We start from the raw sequence: 18,688 nt of genomic DNA, 5'->3' as shown, positions 1-18,688 counted from the left end.
AAAACGGCGCTACCCTATCAGCCTTGATGATTTTGTGAGGGTGACCAACGTCTATATTTACCTGGCCCGCCGGCTGTGCGGCCAGGAACACGGGGAGGTCCTGAATAGTGAAGGTTAAGTCGAGGTCTTTGCTTCTGGCAGGTTTACTGGTTTTGCTCCTTGCTACGGCCCTTGTTTTTAGCGGTTGCGGCGGCAACTCCAAGCAGGCCGGTAGCGGTGGCCAGAGTTCTCCGGCGGGAGCGGGGGGCAAGCCCGGGGATTTTAAAGTAGCCCTGGTCCTCAATGGGCCGATTAATGACAATGGCTGGAATGCCGCCGGTTATAACGGCGTCAAAGCGGTAGAAAAAGAATTGGGTATACAAACGGCCTATTCGGAAAACGTCAGCAAATCCGATCAGGAAGAAGTTTTAAGGGGGTACGCTACCCAGGGATACAACCTTATCTTCGCCCACGGCTTTGAATTTGTTGATACTGCCAAAAAGGTTGCGCCCCAATTTCCCAAAACCATCTTTATTGTCACCAATGGGTATTTTAGCGATAAAAATATCTCCTCTTTCTCAGTTAACAGCGCCGAAATGGGTTTCCTGGAGGGCGCTGCGGCAGCTATTCTAACGAAAAGCAAAAAAGTGGCGGCCATTGGCGGTGAAGAGACAACCCCAATTAAACTGGGGATAGAGGGATTCAAGCAGGGGGCCAAATATATCGATCCGAATGTCGAAGTTTTAAGTACCTTTATTGGCAGCTTCAGTGACGTAGGCAAAATGAAAGAAGTTGCTCTCAGTATGATCAATCAAGGAGCGGATGTTGTTTTAGGCAATGCCAACCAGGCCGGCCTGGGGGCTATCCAGGCAGCGAAAGAGAAAAAGGTTTATGCTATTGGCAGCAGTTTCGACCAGCACAGCGTCGCACCGGATACCGTTGTCACCAGTGGCGTCCAGAACATCGGTAAAGCCATGATCTACCTGGCGAAGACTGTAATGGAAGGCAAGTACCAGCCCGCCGTTTATATGGTAGGCGTGAAGGAAGGCGCCGTTTACCTGGCTCCCCTCTATGACTTTGAGCAGAAGCTACCGGCGGATATTGTTAAGAAGATCAAACAGGTTCCCGAAGATATTAAAAATGGCAAGGTTAAGGTTGATTTAGATACCAAGACGGGCAAAGTCACGATAGAAAAGAGATAGCCTTAAGGTTATAGCGAGGCAGGGAAAACCCTGCCTCCTTTAGTTTACATACCCATAAAACTTTCATTCTGGGTTTTGGTCTTGCTCAATGAGGAGCCTGCTGCTATACTGTGATTAAAAAAGAAATAAAGTATGGGCTACAAAAAACAAAGGGTAGCATTCTATAAAAACCTCATTAGTTGGGGCTGAGGGTGTGATTGTTATAACCATGACCGCGGTTGATCTCGTAGGCATGGGCAACAGCCTGACCTGGGGCTATCCCTTTGGCCCGGAGGCTTCCTGGCTGGAGCTGGCGGCCAGGGAAACCGGCCTGGTGGTGGTAAACCAGGGTATAAGCGGCGAAACGACAGGTGAAATGCTGGCCCGTTTCGACCAGGATGTTGTCCGGCTCAAGCCCCGGGTAGTAACTATTATGGGAGGAACCAATGACGCCTGGGCGGGATTTGCCGTTACGGAAGTAAGCAACAATCTCCGGGCCATGGTGGATAAGGCCCTCCGGGCGGGCATCCAGCCGGTAATGGCCCTGCCACCGCCCCTCTGCCAGACGGGTTCAGATATCCCCCTCCCTTTCCTGGAGAAGATGGCCGGGCTTCTTGAGGGTTACCGCGAGGCCTGCCGGGACCTGGTCTTGTCCCAGGGATTAAAGTTGCTGGACTTTTATACCCCCCTCCTGGAGCCGGCAACGGGGTGGGGTAAAAGGGAATTTTTTGTTGACGACGCCCACCCCGGCCGCCAGGGTTACCGGGTCATGGCCGGGGTGGCCGTTGATTTGTTCCGGCAGTTAAAGCAGCAAGGCTGAACGGACCGGTGCTCCGCCGAAAATAGATGTAGCCCTCCAGAGGAAGGTTTCTGGAGGGCGCTTTATACTTGGGCCAGGCTGGTCATCATGGAAAGGAAAGCGTCGATCGCCTCAAGGTGAATTTTCTCTGGGTAGGGGGCGGTGCAACGTTAAGGATGCTCTCTATCATTATTTTGACCTGCCGGCAGGTCCCGGCCACCGGACTGTCGTAGCCTTAGCCTTTCTTTTTCTATATCCTTCAAGGCCTGGCTCCAATACCGGGCCAGTTTGGCCTTCTCCTGGGGTGTCAGTTCAGAGAGGCGTTTAAATAAATCTTCAAACAGGGGATCGGCAAGAAAAGTCCTGACCCCGGGTTCCTGGAGAAGCAAGGTTGTTTTGCGCTGCTTTTCATCCTGGGGTTCATAGACTACTGGATGGGGAGAATCAACCCGTCCCAGGAGAAAATCGACGGATACCTTAAAAAAATCCGCCAGCTTCTGCAGAGTTTCGGCATCGGGGGAACGCTTATTCCTTTCATACATGGCAATGGTACTCTGGCCCATATTGAGCCGGCGGGCCATTTCAGCCTGGGTTAAGGCTTTTTCTTTCCGTAAAGCTGCTAATCTTTCGCCAAGGGATTTCATGATAGACCCCCAGTTGACTTATAAGCTATAAGATTGGGCAGCGATAACATCGTTGCCGGAAGTCAGCTAACTACTGCCAATTTAACACTCTTTGTGATAGCAAACAATATTATATCACTAATTGTGATAAATTAACCCGTGATCCCTTGACATAAATTGCAAAACGTGATTAAATTATTACTAACAGGAGTTTTTCCTAACCATATATGGTGATCTCTATGCGAAATGAAAAAATGTACCAGTTACGCCGGGAGCGCGGCCTCACCCAGAAGAAGGTGGCGATAGCTGTAGGGATAACCCAGAGCGCCTATGCCATGATTGAAAGGGGCCAGCGTTACCCCAGGAAGGACACCATGAAAAAACTGGCCGATTTTTTCGGCCTGACGGTAGATGAGTTGTTTTTTAGCAATAATAATCACGAATAGTGATAACCCTACCTGTTTAGTCAATGGCGTACACCCAGTGTAACCTCCTTATTTTAAAGCTACCTTTCTTAATTTAAGGTAGCTTTTCTTTTGCCAAGCTATATTAAATATCATCGGCGCTAATTCAAAAATCCGTCTCGCCATCCGGCGATATGTATTGTATAATAGATAAAGAAAAATGGTGCGGTTAAGGGTGGTATGTCATGGAAATAGTGAAAACCATCACAGGTAAATGCCGGATGTGTTACGCCTGCATCCGTAACTGCCCGGTCAAAGCGATTAAAGTAGTTGAGGGCCAGGCCCGGGTGGTCCCCGAACTGTGTATAGCCTGCGGCCACTGTGTCCAGGTCTGTGCCCAGCAGGCCAAGCTAGTGGAACAGGAAATTGCCAAAGTGGAGCAATTGCTGGCCTCCGGTCGGACCATTGCCTGCCTGGCTCCTTCCTTTGTGGCCGAATTTCACCCGGCCTGGCCGGGCCAGGTGGTGGCGGCCTTGAAGCAAATGGGCTTTGCCGAAGTCCATGAAGTGGCCTTTGGCGCCCACCTGGTCACCCTGGAATACCGCCGCTACCTCCAGGAAGCCGGGGAACGCCAGGGACTCATCAGTACCCCCTGCCCGGCAGTAGTAAACCTGGTAAGCAAGTATTATCCCCGCCTTTTACCCCAGCTGGTGCCGGTAGTATCACCCATGATCGCCCTGGGCCGTTATCTTAAAACAAAGCTGGGACCCGACAACCGCCTGGTCTTCATCGGTCCCTGCGTGGCCAAAAAAAGTGAGGCCCGCGAGGAAGAGGTGGCCGGGGCCATCGACGCCGTCCTTACCTTTCCTGAACTTAAGGAAATGCTGGCGGCGCGGCAAATCGACGTCTCTTCTTGCGGCAACCTCGACTTTGACAGTGAACCGGCCTACCTGGGCCGGTTGTACCCTGTAGGCGGCGGCCTGCTCAGGAGTGCCGGGATTGATGCCGATATCCTGGCCAACCAGGTCCTGGTGGTGGAAGGCCGGGAGGACTGCCTGGAATTTTTGAAGGCCGTTAACGAGGGTAAAATGGTCCCCCAGATGGTCGATATGCTCTTTTGCAAGGGCTGTATCAACGGCCCTATGCAGGAAAATAAATTTTCCTCCTTCCGCCGGCGTAAAATTGTAGCCGAATTTACCCGCCAGGGATTGGAACAGGCTAAACCCAAACCCATGAACCTGGAAGGTATAAACTTACGCCGGGAATTCCATGATAAAACCATCTTCTTCCCCCGCCCCAGCGAGGCCGACATCCGGGGTATCCTGGCGGAGCTGGGCAAGCTGACGCCGGAAGACGAGCTTAACTGTGGTGCCTGTGGCTATCCTTCCTGCCGGGAGAAGGCTATTGCCGTCTACCACGGCCTGGCCGAAAACCGCATGTGCCTGCCCTATCTCATTGCCCAGCTGGAAAAAAGCAACCTGCACCTGCGCCAGGAACTCAAGGTCTTCCAGGGCCAGTTTGGCCAGCTGGTGGGTAATAGCGTCGCCATGCAGGAAGTCTATCGCCTGATTGAAAAGGTGGCCAAAACTGATGCTACTGTCCTCATCCGGGGGGAAAGCGGTACCGGTAAGGAGCTGGTGGCCCGGGCCATCCACTACCACAGCCGCCGCAGTGAGGCGCCCTTCATTAGCATCAATTGTGCCGCCCTGCCGGAAACTTTGCTGGAAAGCGAGCTTTTCGGCCATGCCCGGGGCGCCTTTACCGGGGCGGTGACGGCCAAAAAGGGGCTCTTTGAAGAAGCCCATGAGGGAACCATTTTCCTGGATGAAATCGGCGATATCAGCCTGGGACTGCAGAGTAAACTTTTACGGGTCCTCCAGGAAGGGGAATTTTTGCGGGTAGGAGAAACGAGGCCCACCCGGGTGGATGTCCGCGTCCTGGCGGCCACCAACCGCGACCTGGAGAAGGCCGTCAGGGAAGGTTCCTTCCGGCCTGAACTCTTCTACCGCCTCAATGTTATCAGCATCTGGCTGCCGCCCCTGCGCGAACGGCGGGACGATATTCCCTTGCTTGCCCGCCATTTCCTGGAAAAAATCAGCCGGCGCCTGGGCAAAGAGGTTACCGGCTTTACCAGCGAGGCCATGGACGCCCTGGTCCGGGCCGAATGGCCAGGCAACGTGCGGGAACTGGAAAATGTCATTGAGCGGGCGGTAATTTTAACCGAAGGGAAAAAAATCGAACTCGGCGACCTGCCGCGCCAGTTCCGTAATCTGGCAACAGGTACTTCGGGCTGGGCCTATACCAGGGGGATGAGCTTCAAAGAAGCGGTGACGGCCTATGAAACCAGCCTGATCGTGCAGGCCCTGGAAGAAAGCCAGTGGGTCCAGGCCCGGGCTGCAGAAATCCTGGGCCTGAAGCGCAGCACCCTTAATGAAATGATCAAACGCTATAACCTGCGGCCCACGAATAAAATAGCTAATACAAAAAATTGAACATGATACAAAAATATGGATAGGCATAAAGCCGTATTTTTTAGGCTATCAGGGTCTAGGGATACAAATAATTGTATTATTACACCGGATTCCAGGTTTGTAAAAAAGACGACTTTCGCAAGGCCTCTCAAGGCGCGAAGGCCGTTTTTTTATGGCCTGGCACGGGATTTGCATCTTTAAAGATAGTGAAGGGAAGTACAAAAAACCGTTCAGGGGGGATTTTTAACCACTGGGGAGGGGGAAACGACCTTGTAGGCGAAGAATGACGCAACTGTTAAAAAAGTATGGTAAAATAACTCTAGCAAAAGGAATTTTCCAAGGGAGGCGTTGACGATGGCCCAGGTTTTAGCCAAGGTAGAATACAAACAGGCACTGCCTACCCTTACAGTTGCCGAGTTAAATGAAGCCTATGCCCGCCTGGATGAACGTTATAACTGCCTGCGGTCCAACTGGGACTGGTATATGGGGGCTGATTATTCGCCCCATGATAAAGCCCTGTGCCGGGTGGACCAAAACTAAGATGGTTAACTGCAGACGGCAATTTTACGCCGGGAGCGGTAAAATATTCGCTGCCGGCGTTTTTTATTGCCTTTCCTGGCGGTATAATATGCCTTGAGGTGGTACAATGGCAAGGGTGGAACTCATGGCCCCGGCCGGTAGCCCGGAGGCCTTAAAGGCAGCAGTAGGTAATGGCGCTGACGCTGTTTACCTGGGCGGGAAGCAATTCAATGCCCGGGAGGGAGCGGAAAATTTTTCCCGGCAAGAAATCCTGGCGGCCATTGACTACGCCCATGAGCGCGGCACCCGCGTTTACGTGACCGTTAATATTCTCCTGGCCGACAGGGAACTGGCGGAAGCCCTGGAGTACCTCTATTTCCTGGGTAAAGCCCGGGTGGACGGCATCATTGTCCAGGATCTGGGACTGGCGGTCCTCGCCAGGAGGCTCCTCCCTGAACTGCCCCTCATCGGCAGCACCCAGATGACGGTAACCAGCGCCGCTGGGGCTAAGTTTTTGCAGGAGCAGGGTTTCCGGCGCGTCGTCCTGGGCAGGGAGTTATCCCTGGCCGATATCAGGGCCATCAGCCGCCAGGTGGATATTGAACTGGAAGCCTTTGTCCACGGCGCCCTCTGCTTTTCTTATTCCGGCCAGTGTTTGCTTAGCAGCATGGTAGGAGGCCGCAGCGGTAACCGCGGCCGTTGCGCCCAGCCCTGCCGCCTGGCCTATACCCTGGTCGATGAGAGGGGAAGGCCGCTGGAGTTGAAACCGGAACACCTGTTAAGCACCCGTGACCTCTATACCCTGGACCGGGTACCGCAGTTAATAGCTGCCGGTGTGAAAGCTTTTAAGATTGAAGGGCGGATGCGGCGTCCCGAGTATGTGGCCGTAGTTACCAGGGCCTACCGCCGGGTCATTGACCGTTACCTGGCCGACCCGGGAGGTTTCCAGGTATTGCCGGAAGAGGAGCGGGCGGTGGCCCAGATCTTCAACCGCGACTTTACCCCGGGCTACCTGGAAAGGGACCCGGGGGTTGAGCTGATGAGCTATGGCCGGCCCAGCAATCGCGGCCTTTACCTGGGCCGGGCCGCCCGCCGCCAGGGGGAGCGCTTTCTGGTCCACCTGGAAGCCCCCCTCCGCCAGGGGGACGGCCTGGAAGTCTGGGTGAGCCGGGGCGGCCATCAAGGACTGGTGGTGCGCCATATCTGGCAGGGAGGAAGGGAGGTAACCTTCGCCCCGGCAGGGACTACGGTAGCCCTGGAACTGCCCCCGTCAACCAGGCCCGGGGACCGCATTTTTAAGACCAGCGATGTGGAACTCCTGAAGGAAGTCCGGCGCACCTATACCTCACCCCGGGAAGAGAGACGCCTGCCCCTGGCCATGAAGGTTGCGGCCCGGCCGGGAGAACCTTTAAAGCTGGAGGTTATCGATCCCCAGGGGCACCGGGTCCAGGCCCGGACTGCTATAGCCGCCGCGGCGGCGGAACGGCACCCCCTGGATGAAGCTGTACTGGCAGAGCACCTGGGCCGCCTGGGCAATACCCCCTACCGGCTGGCAGAACTCATTACCAGCCTGGCAGGGCCGGTGATGGTGCCCTTAAGCGAGTTAAACCGCGCCCGCCGGGAAGCTATAGAAAAGTTACGTCAAGTACGCCTGGCAATCTTTCCGCAACGGGTGCCGCCGGCAGCAGAATTTGAGGAAGGCCTGGAACAGCTCCTACCCCGGCAGGGGCGGGGGAGGCCAGGGGCCGGGTTAGAGACAGGCAAGGGGCGCGGCCCCTGGAACGAAGGTACAGCCGGTCCCGGCAGGCAGGACTTACGAGGGGTGCCGCGCCTGGCGGTGGCCGTGGGCGACCTGGAAGGAGCCCGGGCCGCCCTGGCGGCCGGGGCCGGGCGGGTTTATCTCGCCGGTGAAACCTGGCAGGACCGGGAACCCCCGGACCCTGCTGCCCTGCAGGAGCTAATGGCCGCAGCGGGAGAAAAGGGGGCGGCAGTCATCCCGGCCCTGCCGCGGATCTGGCATGAGACTGAAGCTGCAGCCGTGGCCCGGCAACTTGAAAGGCTGGCGGCTACCGGAGCAAGCCTTTTCCTCATTGCCGGCCTTGGCGGCCTGCAAATCTTAAAGGAGTACGGCCTGGGGGGGTGGGGCGACTATCCCCTCAATGCCTTCAATACCTGGTCTCTCAAAGCCTTAGCCGTAGCAGGGCTTGCAGGGGTAACCCTTTCCACGGAAATGAACCTGGAACAACTGCGGGAACTGGACCCCCCTTTGCCGGTGGAAGCCATTGTCCACGGGGCTTTACCCCTTATGGTTTCGGCTCACTGCGTCCTGGGGGCGCGCCTGGGGGGCAAAAGGCCGGGCCGGGCCTGCACTGCTCCCTGCCGGCGGGGACGTTACGGTTTAAAAGACCGCCTGGGCCTGGTATTCCCTGTCACTACCGACCGGCAGTGCCGTTTTTATTTATATAATGCCAGGGAAATGAGCCTCATCGACCACCTGGAGGAGATTGCCGCCCTGGGTCTTGACTGGGTGCGGATCGAAGCACGGGAAAAGGCGCCCGGCTATATCCGGCGGGTGACGGGCCTGTATCGCGAGGCCCTGGCCGCCCTGGAGAACGGGGACGCAGGGGAGATCCTGGCGGCACTGGCCGGGGAAGCGGAAGCCCTGGCTCCTGCCGGCATTACCCGCGGTCATTATTTCCGGGGAGTGGTTTAGATCTGGTATTACTTGCAAGTATGATTATTATGTAGTATTATAGGATGGGGAGGTGGGGGGCATGAAAACCGTTAAAATATCCATTACCATGCCGGAGGATCTAGTAAAAGAATTGAAACATTTGACTTCAAACCTCAGTGCTTATATTACTGCCGGGATGCAAGAGTATGTAGCGCGGGATCGCGCCCGTAGGGGCTTTAAGAAAAGTGTCGGGTCCTGGCGGCAAGAAGACCACCCGGAACTACAAACTATCACCGATATTACGAAATATGTGGAAGAGACCAGGGGTGGGTGGAAGAATATTGATTGAAGATGTATCCAAGGGCAAATTCGTCTGCTTGCTGGATACAGGGCCAATCATTGCCCATCTTCGTAATATAACAGGCATGATGGAACTTTTTAATTCTTTAGTTGATGAAGGCCAGATGGCTGTTGCGGCGGTGAGTGTTACCGAGATCTGGCAGGGAGCGAAGGAACGGGAAATAGAGCCAACACGCCATTTTTTTACAGGCGTCAAGGTAATTCCTCTTGACGAGCAACTGGCCACCAGGGCCGGATTGCTGGCGCGGGGACTGCGGGCTCAGGGATTTACTGCCAGCCTGGCTGATGCGGTAATTGCCGTCACGGCCTTGCAACTCCAGGTACCGCTTTTAACAACCAACCCCAAACATTTTACAATTATCACCGGCCTGGAAGTTTGGGACCTGCAAGATAAACTAGCAGAGTTAGAAAGGGGCATTGGCGATAAAACAAGTTCCCGGTCTGGCAGTTAACCAGATCAGGGACTTTGTTTTTCCAGGGGATGGGCCGGAGTAAAATGGAGGCAATACATTGAACAAGATTTATAGCAAATTAGAACTGGATATAATCCTGCAGCGGCTGGAGGAGAAATGCCTCTCACCCCTGGGAGCGGAGCTGGCCCGCTCCCTGCAGCCGGCCCGGGACCTGGAGGTGGCCCGCCGGCGCCTCCAGGCTACCAGCGAGGCGGAGCAGGTGTTGCGGCGTTACCCCGATATCCCTTTGAGCAATATCCATGATATCCGGGTGGAGGTGGCCCGGGCGGCCGTGGGCGGGCTCCTGGAGGGGCAGGAGTTACTGCGGGTGGCCGCCACCCTGGCCGGGGGTAGGAGATTGCGGCAGTTCCTCCTGGGCCTGGAAGGCAACTGGCCGGTGTTGCGGGAGATGGCCACCAGGATCGGCGATTTCCGCCACCTGGAAAAGGCCATCGGCCAGGCCATTGGTGCCGACGGTGAGGTTGTAGACCAGGCGACGCCGCGGCTTTTAGCTTTACGGCAGCAGGTACGCAAGACCCAGGAGAGGATAAAAGAACGCCTGGATGGCTACCTCCGTTCAGCGGAAATGCAGAAATACCTCCAGGATAACCTGTATACCATCCGCAATGATCGTTATGTCCTCCCGGTCAAGCAGGAGTACCGCCACCAGGTACCGGGGTTGATTCACGACCAGTCGGCCAGCGGGGCGACGCTATTTATCGAGCCCATGGCCCTGGTAGAGCTAAATAATGAACTTCGCCGCCTTCAAGCTGCTGAAGCCAGGGAAATAGAGGCCATCCTGCGACATTTAAGCAATCTCATCGGCCGGGAGCAGGAGACGCTGGAAATTACCCTGGCTGCCCTGGGCGAACTGGATTTTACCCTGGCCAAGGGACGCTTGAGCCAGGAGATGGCGGCCGTGGAGCCGCGGTTGAATAATGAGGGACGCTGGCACATCTACCGTGGCCGGCATCCTTTGCTTAAAGGAAGGGTGGTGCCCGTCAGCCTCACCCTGGGCGAAGATTTTGATACCCTGGTCATTACCGGTCCCAATACCGGTGGCAAGACGGTAACGTTAAAGACCGTGGGCTTATTTACCCTCATGGCCCAGTGTGGCCTGCACCTGCCGGCAGCCGCAGGCACGGAGGTTGACCCTACGGCCGCCGTCTATGCCGATATCGGCGACGAGCAGAGCATTGAGCAATCATTAAGTACTTTTTCGGCCCACATGGCTCAGATTGTCGCTATTTTAAAAGAGGTAACACCGGGCAGCCTGGTCCTCCTGGATGAACTGGGGGCCGGTACTGACCCTACAGAAGGGGCGGCCCTGGCCATGGCCATCCTGGATTACCTCACCGGCGCTGGGGCCAGGACGGTGGCCACCACCCACTACAGCGAACTGAAAGCCTATGCCTATGCTACCCCGCGGGTGGAAAACGCGGCTGTGGAATTTGACAGCCGCACCCTCCAGCCCACCTACAATCTCATCATCGGTACCCCGGGTGAGAGCAATGCCTTTGTCATTGCCTCCCGTTTAGGCCTTTCACCCGCCATTATTGACCGGGCCCGGAGCCTCCTCGGGGAAGAAAACCAGCGGGTCAGCCGCCTGATAGCCGGCCTGGCTGAAGACAAGCGGGTGAGTGCCCGGGAACGGGAGGAAGCCGAGATTTTGCGCCGGGAGGCGGAGGCGGCCAGGGCCGAGCTGGAGAGGGCTAAAGAGGCATGGCAGCAGCAGGCCGCCAGGGAAATGGAGAAGGTACGCGAGGAAGCCCGGGGGCTCTTACGCCGGGCCCGGGCCGAGATCAGGGAAATCATGGCCCGCCTGGAAAAGGCCATGGCTGAAGAAAGTTTACGCGGCCAGCAGCAGGCAGTAACCCGGGCGCGCCGGCAATTAAAGGAACTGGAAGATGCCGTGGATGCAGGGCTTGCTCAATACCGGCCGGCAGCCCCAAACCGGCCGCCGGAAAATCTCCGGGCCGGGGACAGGGTTTACCTTCTAGCCTGGGGACAGGCAGTGGAAGTCTTGAGCCCCCCCAATGACCAGGGGGAAGTCCTGGTCCAGGTCGGCGCCTTGAAGGTTACCGTTCCTTTAAAGGAACTGCGGCTGTTAGAAGACGTAGCCCGGGCCGGGTCTAAAAATGGTCCTAAAAAAGAAGACACTAAACCTGGCTGGATGGTAAAAGCGGCTGGTAATGACGATATCAGGCCGGAGATCGACCTGCGGGGGCTGACGGTAGAAGAAGCCTGCCACCGGGTTGATGCCTACCTGGATGATGCCGTCCTGGCGGGATTGAACCAGGTGAGCTTAATCCACGGTAAGGGCACCGGTGCCTTAAGGGCAGCCTTGCAGGATTACCTGCGGCAGCACCCCCTGGTCAAGGGCTTTCGCCTGGGTGGGGCCGGCGAAGGCGGCAGCGGCGTTACGGTAGTGGATATTGGAAGATGAGGCATGAGGCAGGAAGCCAATAAAAAGCCCCGGGCTAAAAATTTCCCGGGGTTGCCCTTATTTTTTAGGCACGGCAATGGTGACCTCGTTGGACGGCGTGCTCGCTTTATTTTTCTCATCCAGGGCGATGACCCGGTAGTAGTAGGTAACGCCGGGCTTCACGCTGGCATCAGTATACGCCGTTTCCTTCACTATGGCCAGGCTCCTGCTGCTCGAGCCGGGTCCGACACGTTCAATGGAAAAGAGGAACTCGCCCTCGCCGGGAACGTTCCATTCCAGGATCACCCGGGGCTGGCTGACATTGGGGCCGACTTCCAGCCGCCCTTTAAGGTTGGGTGCCGGCGGTCCGACCCCCTGGTTACCCGGTCCCGAGGTATCTTTGGTGAGCTGGTGGTCGGGCAGGTCACAGTACCGGGTGGGCACTTTTTCCGGGGGTAACTGGACCTTCTTAACGTACTGGGGCGGGCAGCCACCACCCTGCCCGGGTCGCGGGATATTGGCCAGGAATAACCCGGCGCCGTGGCGGGGGTCGGTACAGATGCTTACCAGCCCTGGCCTGTCACCGCTTCCGCCGCCGTGGAGAGTACAGACTTCCGTGGGCGCCTCCAGGTAGGCGTCCTCCGGTTTCACCGGGCCGTTATAGCCGTCAGGCCGCTTTAAAAAGACCCCGGTCGTTACATCCGGGCAATTGGGCGAAGCCAGCTGGCCGGTGGTGGTGCAGACCTGGACCTGGACCCAGACATCAGACACTTTCTTGGGCAACATGCTTTGGGTAAAGATTTCCTTGACGATAAACTCCTTGGGCGTCAGGTCGCTGGGCAAGAGGCCCGACTTGGCATCGACATCGGCATAAATTATGCCGGCGGGGCGGGGGAAATCTTGGACGGGTTGATCCTTTAAAGCGGCGCCGATTACTTTTTTCCAGATTAAAGCCGGGTAGCCGCCACCGGCAACACTCTTCAAGTAGTGTTTGGCGTCGGTCTGGTCATAGCCCATCCAGACGGCTCCTACCAGCTCGGGCGTATAACCGACAAACCAGGCGTCCTTTTCCCCTTTAAGGCCCCTGTATTCCGGGGTATCAGGCAGGGAGGTGGTACCCGTTTTACCTGCTGCCGGCCGGCCTATCTGGGCATTTTTACCGGTACCGGCAGTAACGACTGTTTCCAGCATATCAGTCATGAGGTAGGCAACCTGCTCGCTCATGACGTCCCGGCGCTGGGGCCTGTTGACAATTAAGTCCCGGCCATTACGATCGGTAATCTTGGTCACGAGGTGGGGGTTAATGTATACCCCCTGGTTGGCAAAGGCGCCGTAGGCGGCAGCCATTTGCAGGGGGGAGACGCCGGTAGTCAGGCCTCCCAGGGCCAGGGCCAGGTTGCGGTCCTCGGGCTTTAAGGGCAGGCCCAGCCGGCGGCCGAATTCATAGCCCGCATCTACGCCGATGGTATTGAGCATTTTAACGGCTGGAATATTAACGGACCAGCGCACGGCCTCCCGCATGCTGATGAGCCCCCGGTAGCGGCCGTCGTAATTGGCCGGGGTAAAGGGCTTGGGCGTGCCGGGGAAGGTAACCGGTACATCATCGATGACAAAAGCGGGAGGGTAACCCTTCTCCAGGGCCGGGGCATAGACAACCAGGGGCTTGATGGTGGAACCAGGCTGCCGTTCGGCCTGGATGGCCCGGTTGAAGCCCCGCCTGGTGGTATAATCCCGCCCGCCTACCAGGCCCCGTACTTCACCGGTGCGGGGGTCCAGGACCACCATGGCGCTTTCAATCAGGCGGTCGGGACTGCCGGGAGGAAAATTGGATTTATCCTGGTAAACTTTTTCCATTTCGGCCTGGATTTTGGGGTCGAGGGTAGTATAGATTTTCAGGCCACCCCGGTAAAGCTCGGCGGATTCAATACCCTGGCTTTCCAGCAGGCGGCCGGCTTCATCAACAACGGCGTCGATAAAGTAAGGAAATTTTTCGGCCTTTGTTTTGGGGGCTTCACGGTATTCCAGTTTTTCCGCCTTGGCCTTTTCTGCCTGTTCAGGGGTAATATAGCCGTATTTGACCATGTTGTTCAGCACTTGCGCCTGGCGGTTTTTGGCAGCTTCCTCATTGCCTTTAGAACGGGGGTCATAGTTGGCCGGGCTCTGGATCAAGCCGGCCAGCATGGCAGACTCGGCAAGATCCAGGTCAGACACAGATTTACCGAAGTATAACCGCGCCGCCGCTTCTACCCCGTAGGTACCGGGTCCAAGGTAAACAATGTTGAGGTAATTTTCCAGGATTTCTTCTTTGGTGTAGGTGCGTTCCAGTTCAATGGCCATTAAGGCTTCCTGAATTTTACGTTTTAAGGTACGTTCAGGATTCTCAATAAAGGCATTTCTAGCCAGCTGCTGGGTCAGGGTGCTGCCGCCCTCGCGGATGCCGCCGCTCCGCAAATTGATCCAGAAGGCCCGCAGGATGGCTTTTAGATCAACGCCATGGTGTTGATAAAAACGGGCGTCCTCGGTAGCGATGACGGCATTTTGCAGGTCTTCAGGTATCTTTTCCAGGGGTACAACAATGCGGTTTTGTTCGCCGTGCAATTCTTCCACCAGCTGGCCGTCTTTATCATATATAAATGTAGTCATGGCCAGCTGGAGCTTGTCGGGCTGCCAGTCAGGCATAGTACGGATGACGCCGATGGCAAAACCGGCGCCGGCGCCCACCAGCACCACCGCCAGGACCAGCAGGGCCAGTAACAGGGCACGGAAGACATTTAATCTGCGTTTACGTTTTTTAGGGGGTGCCATTTTTCCGGATGACCTCCTTTACGGCTTTTTTATTATAACATAGCTTTACCCCCAGGGGAATGATAAGAGCTTGAAGCTTAGTCACTGCTTATGCTAAACTTAAACAGGTTCGCTAATTGTATCGACGCCTGTTTTACAATCCCGCCTTGAGCTGGCTCAGGAAAGAGCAATTTACGGAGGATGATTTTGTTGGAACGGGAAGTTGAGCGGCAGCTTAAAGTCTTACGCCGCGGTGTGGCCGAAATTGTACCGGAGGAAGACTTAAAGGCCAAGCTAAAAAAGTCCCTTAGCACCGGGAAACCCCTGCGGGTTAAACTGGGCCTGGACCCAACGGCCCCGGACATCCACCTGGGCCATACGGTAGTACTCCAGAAATTGCGCCAGTTCCAGGAACTGGGCCACCAGGTGATTATCATTATCGGCGACTTTACCGGGAGAATCGGTGACCCCACCGGTAAATCCGAAACCAGGCGGCAGCTCTCGGAAGCTGAAGTCATGGCCAATGCCGAAACCTACAAGGAGCAAATTTTTAAAATCCTGGACCCGGGCCGGACCGAGGTTACCTTTAACAGCCGGTGGCTGGCGAGGCTCACCTTTGCCGATGTTATCCAGCTGGCTGCCAAGATTACCGTGGCCCGGATGCTGGAACGGGACGATTTTGCCCGCCGTTACCAGGAGAACCGGCCTATTAGCGTCCACGAATTCTTTTACCCCCTGATGCAGGGCTACGATTCCGTAGCCCTGGCTGCGGATGTCGAACTTGGGGGAACGGACCAAAAGTTCAACCTCCTCATGGGTCGCCAGTTACAGCGGGAGTACGGCCAGGAGCCCCAGGTAGCCATGATGATGCCCATCCTGCCCGGGCTGGACGGCGTGCAGAAGATGAGTAAAAGCCTGGGCAATTATATCGGTATCAACGAACCGGCCAGGGAGATGTACGGCAAGACCATGTCCTTGCCTGATGAACTTATGCTGACTTACTTCGAGCTGGTGACGGCCGTGCCCCTGGAGGAACTGGAGGCCATAAAACAAGGCCTCGCCGATGGTAGCCTGCATCCCCGGGACGTAAAGATGCGCCTGGCCCGGGAGATTACCGGCCTCTACCACGGGGAGGCTGCTGCCCGGGAGGCGGAAAAGGAATTCCGCCAGGTCTTCCAGCTGGGCGACCTGCCGGAGGAAATGCCGGAGGTAATTGTTAGTGAAGCCAGGATGTGGTTGCCACGCCTGATGGTCCAGGCAGGCCTGGCCCCCAGTACCAGTGAAGCCCGGCGCCTCATCAGCCAGGGAGCAGTAAAACTCGACGGCGAGCGCTTGCATGATCCCGAGGCCGAGATTGATGTGCCAGACGGGGCGGTCCTCCAGGCCGGCAAACGCAAATTTGCCCGGCTGCGGGTTTCTGTTGCCCCTCACTAAAAGTTATTTCACATTTTAACCGCCCCCGGAGTATACTTCTATATGGGGGTGGTTTGCCTTGCGGCGGCGGTGGCGGCGACCGGGACGGCGGCCATGGGGAGCCCTGGCGCTGGTAATAGTAGCCGGCCTGCTGGTGCTTTTCCTGTTAGAATGGCGCCTGCACCTGGCCCTGGAGACGGTAGCTGCGGCCCAGGCCCGCTGGGCAGCTACCGAGGCCATGCAGCAGGCAGTGCTGGATAAAATAACTGGCCAGGTAAATTATAACAGCCTGATTCAACCGGGCAGCAGCGATGGCCGGGTAGTTTTCATGCAGGCCGACGCCTTGAGCATCAGCCGCCTCCAGGCCCAGGCCCAGCTGGCCATCCAGGAGCACCTGGCCCGGCTGGAAGGCAAAACCTATTACTTACCCCTGGGGCAAGTGCTGGGGCTAAAACTCCTGGCAGCCTACGGACCCCCGGTGCCTCTACGTTTTATTCCCCTGGGCACCGTTAACGTCAACGTCGGTGACACCTTTGAAGCCGCCGGTATCAACCAGACGCGCCACCGCATTTACCTCCAGGTAGAGAGCGAAGTCCAGGTAGTTGCCCCCTTCAGCAGGGAACAGGTAAAGGTTGCCTCTACCATCCCGGTGGCGGAGGCTATTATTGTCGGGCCAGTTCCCCAGACCTATATTTCCCTGGGGTCTGACTTTATAAAAGGTATTTTGCGGGCACCAGAATTTTAATTTTTCTTGTCCACCAGGCAGGAATCGAGCTTTGGAGGGCGAATATATCATCATAAAGCGGTGTGGAGACCGCGCTGGATGGAAGGCCACGAGGAGGTCGGAGTCGACACTGGAGTCGACAAGGTTCCCTGTGGCCCTTTTTGCATTTCATAACAAGGAGTGGGTTATACCTGCGGATAGCAGTAGTAGACGGGCAGGGGGGAGGCATCGGCAGGCATATTACCGCCAGGCTCAGGGAAGAATTGCCGCCAGAGGTAGAAATTCTGGCCCTGGGGACTAACGCTGCCGCCACCGTAGCCATGCTCAAGGCCGGGGCTAATGAAGGGGCCACCGGGGAAAGGGCCATTATCTATAACGCTCCCCGGGTAGACGCCATTACCGGTTCCGTGGCCATCCTTATAGCCGACGCCATGCTGGGGGAACTGACGCCGGCCATGGCGGCGGCCATTGCCGCCAGCCCGGCCCGTAAATTTCTCCTGCCTCTAAATAAGGCCGGGGTGGAAATAATCGGTGTTGTAGCCGAACCCTTACCCCACCTGATTGATGCCCTGGCCCGGCGTCTCAAAGCCTTTTACGAAGGAGGAACGCGAAAAGATGTGTGAAGCCAATGCTTATCTATTGAAAGAGAACGGGGAGGAGGAGCTGGTCTTTGAAAATGTGGACCGGGTCCTGCCCCGGGAAGATGGCATCCTGATGGAAGACATCTTTGGTAAAAAGAAAATCTTGCGCGCCCGCATCAAAGAAATGGCCCTGGTCGATCATAAAATTTTCCTCGAGGCCATATAAATCCGGGCATTTATGCCAGCCAAGCCACTGCATAATACTGAGGTGCAGTGGCTTTTCACTTGACACAGCTTGCACTGGAAGTTAAAATGTAATTAATTCCGATAAGCATACTATACATTAAGGGGGAAGTAACCATGCAGGTAGCCACCGACATAACCCGGCTAATCGGCCGGACTCCAGTGGTACGCTTAAACCGCCTGCCGGAGAATGGGGCGGCAGTATATGCCAAGCTGGAATATTTTAATCCCGGGGCGAGCGTTAAAGACCGGATCGCCCTCAGCATGATTGAAGCTGCGGAAGCAGCGGGCAAACTTAAACCGGGTGCCACCATCGTGGAACCCACCAGCGGCAATACCGGTATTGGCCTGGCCATGGTAGCAGCGGTCCGCGGTTACCGTTTAATACTGGTGATGCCGGAAACCATGAGCATTGAACGCCGCAAGCTCCTGGCGGCCTATGGCGCCGAATTTATCCTGACACCGGGCCACCTGGGTATGAAGGGGGCCGTAGACAAGGCCCTGGAATTAGTCCGGGAAAACCCTGATTATTTCATGCCCCAGCAGTTTGAAAACCCGGCCAACCCCGACGTACACCGCCGTACCACGGCCCGGGAAATTTTAGAGCAAATGGGCAGAGATCTGGATGCCTTTGTGGCGGGCGTAGGTACCGGCGGCACCATTACCGGTGCCGGTGAGGTTTTAAAGCAGGAAATTCCGGGGATAAAGATAATTGCCGTGGAGCCGGCGGCTTCCCCCGTCCTTTCCGGGGGCCAGCCGGGGCCCCATAAGATCCAGGGGATCGGGGCCGGATTTGTCCCGCAGGTCTTCCGGCGCGAGGTAATCGATGAGATTATTACCGTCTCCAACGAAGACGCCCTCATCACCGCCAGGCGCCTGGCCCGGGAGGAAGGCCTGCTGGTAGGCATCTCTGCCGGCGCAGCCGTTTATGCCGCCCTGCAGGTGGCCCGGCGCCTGGGCAGCGGCAAAAAAGTCCTGGCCATTGCCCCGGATACCGGCGAGCGCTATCTCAGTACCGAACTTTTTAAAGTCGGGTAGATTAATCGCCAGATTAAA

General features: G+C 56.5%; 16 protein-coding genes. 14 read left to right on the top strand and 2 right to left on the bottom strand.

The window, feature by feature from the left end:
• The first annotated feature begins 107 nt into the window (after positions 1-107).
• Together MGLY_RS00580 and MGLY_RS00575 are read left to right on the top strand one after the other, a co-directional pair.
• Complete coding sequence (locus tag MGLY_RS00580; RefSeq protein ID WP_170290857.1) at positions 108-1,181, top strand: BMP family protein; 1,074 nt, start codon at positions 108-110, stop codon at positions 1,179-1,181.
• A 193-nt stretch (positions 1,182-1,374) separates the two neighbouring features.
• Complete coding sequence (locus MGLY_RS00575) at positions 1,375-1,980, top strand: SGNH/GDSL hydrolase family protein (RefSeq protein ID WP_170290856.1); 606 nt, start codon at positions 1,375-1,377, stop codon at positions 1,978-1,980.
• Between the two features lie 149 nt (positions 1,981-2,129).
• On the opposite strand, the gene MGLY_RS00570 is transcribed toward MGLY_RS00575, so the two are convergent.
• The gene (locus MGLY_RS00570) at positions 2,130-2,603 is read right to left on the bottom strand and encodes a helix-turn-helix domain-containing protein (protein WP_156271266.1); all 474 of its coding nucleotides are present in this window, start codon (positions 2,601-2,603) and stop codon (positions 2,130-2,132) included.
• Positions 2,604-2,836: 233 nt separating this feature from the next.
• On the opposite strand from MGLY_RS00570, the gene MGLY_RS00565 reads away from it, so the two are divergent.
• The 7 genes from MGLY_RS00565 (at position 2,837) to MGLY_RS00535 (ending at position 11,908) form a co-directional block, all read left to right on the top strand.
• Positions 2,837-3,028, top strand: a complete 192-nt coding sequence (locus MGLY_RS00565) for a helix-turn-helix transcriptional regulator (RefSeq protein ID WP_246187387.1) — start codon at positions 2,837-2,839, stop codon at positions 3,026-3,028.
• A gap of 203 nt (positions 3,029-3,231) precedes the next feature.
• Positions 3,232-5,478 carry a sigma 54-interacting transcriptional regulator gene (locus MGLY_RS00560; protein WP_156271265.1) on the top strand — a complete coding sequence of 749 codons (2,247 nt, stop codon included), beginning with the start codon at positions 3,232-3,234 and terminating at the stop codon, positions 5,476-5,478.
• Between the two features lie 333 nt (positions 5,479-5,811).
• On the top strand, positions 5,812-5,997 hold the full coding sequence (locus MGLY_RS00555) for a hypothetical protein (protein WP_156271264.1): 186 nt from the start codon (positions 5,812-5,814) through the stop codon (positions 5,995-5,997).
• Between the two features lie 106 nt (positions 5,998-6,103).
• Positions 6,104-8,689, top strand: coding sequence for a U32 family peptidase (locus tag MGLY_RS00550; RefSeq protein WP_156271263.1), 2,586 nt, complete (start codon positions 6,104-6,106; stop codon positions 8,687-8,689).
• A 61-nt stretch (positions 8,690-8,750) separates the two neighbouring features.
• Positions 8,751-8,999 (top strand): type II toxin-antitoxin system CcdA family antitoxin, encoded by a 249-nt coding sequence (locus MGLY_RS00545; protein WP_054935444.1) that lies wholly within the window; start codon positions 8,751-8,753, stop codon positions 8,997-8,999.
• A complete protein-coding gene (locus MGLY_RS00540) occupies positions 8,992-9,462 on the top strand; it encodes a type II toxin-antitoxin system VapC family toxin (RefSeq protein WP_170290855.1) in 471 nt (156 codons plus the stop codon). The genes MGLY_RS00545 and MGLY_RS00540 overlap by 8 nt, the downstream gene beginning before the upstream one ends.
• Positions 9,463-9,520: 58 nt before the next feature.
• Positions 9,521-11,908 (top strand): endonuclease MutS2, encoded by a 2,388-nt coding sequence (locus MGLY_RS00535; RefSeq protein WP_156271261.1) that lies wholly within the window; start codon positions 9,521-9,523, stop codon positions 11,906-11,908.
• A gap of 57 nt (positions 11,909-11,965) precedes the next feature.
• On the opposite strand, the gene MGLY_RS00530 is transcribed toward MGLY_RS00535, so the two are convergent.
• Positions 11,966-14,692 (bottom strand): transglycosylase domain-containing protein, encoded by a 2,727-nt coding sequence (locus MGLY_RS00530; protein WP_156271260.1) that lies wholly within the window; start codon positions 14,690-14,692, stop codon positions 11,966-11,968.
• A gap of 180 nt (positions 14,693-14,872) precedes the next feature.
• Between MGLY_RS00530 and tyrS the strand changes: the two genes are divergently transcribed.
• The 5 genes from tyrS to cysK all read left to right on the top strand — a co-directional run bounded on the left by tyrS (position 14,873) and on the right by cysK (position 18,670).
• The gene (gene tyrS, locus MGLY_RS00525) at positions 14,873-16,105 is read left to right on the top strand and encodes a tyrosine--tRNA ligase (protein WP_156271259.1); all 1,233 of its coding nucleotides are present in this window, start codon (positions 14,873-14,875) and stop codon (positions 16,103-16,105) included.
• 58 nt (positions 16,106-16,163) lie between these two features.
• Positions 16,164-16,829 carry a sporulation protein YunB gene (gene yunB / locus MGLY_RS00520; protein ID WP_156271258.1) on the top strand — a complete coding sequence of 222 codons (666 nt, stop codon included), beginning with the start codon at positions 16,164-16,166 and terminating at the stop codon, positions 16,827-16,829.
• A 170-nt stretch (positions 16,830-16,999) separates the two neighbouring features.
• A complete protein-coding gene (locus MGLY_RS00515; RefSeq protein ID WP_156276062.1) occupies positions 17,000-17,431 on the top strand; it encodes a DUF3842 family protein in 432 nt (143 codons plus the stop codon).
• Complete coding sequence (locus MGLY_RS00510) at positions 17,424-17,615, top strand: CooT family nickel-binding protein (protein ID WP_156271257.1); 192 nt, start codon at positions 17,424-17,426, stop codon at positions 17,613-17,615. The genes MGLY_RS00515 and MGLY_RS00510 overlap by 8 nt, the downstream gene beginning before the upstream one ends.
• A gap of 134 nt (positions 17,616-17,749) precedes the next feature.
• Complete coding sequence (gene cysK, locus MGLY_RS00505; RefSeq protein WP_156271256.1) at positions 17,750-18,670, top strand: cysteine synthase A; 921 nt, start codon at positions 17,750-17,752, stop codon at positions 18,668-18,670.
• Positions 18,671-18,688 lie beyond the last annotated feature (18 nt).

This window comes from Moorella glycerini (genome assembly GCF_009735625.1).
GTDB lineage: Bacteria > Bacillota > DSM-521 > Neomoorellales > Neomoorellaceae > Neomoorella > Neomoorella glycerini.
This window is presented reverse-complemented; position numbering and strand designations above follow the sequence as displayed.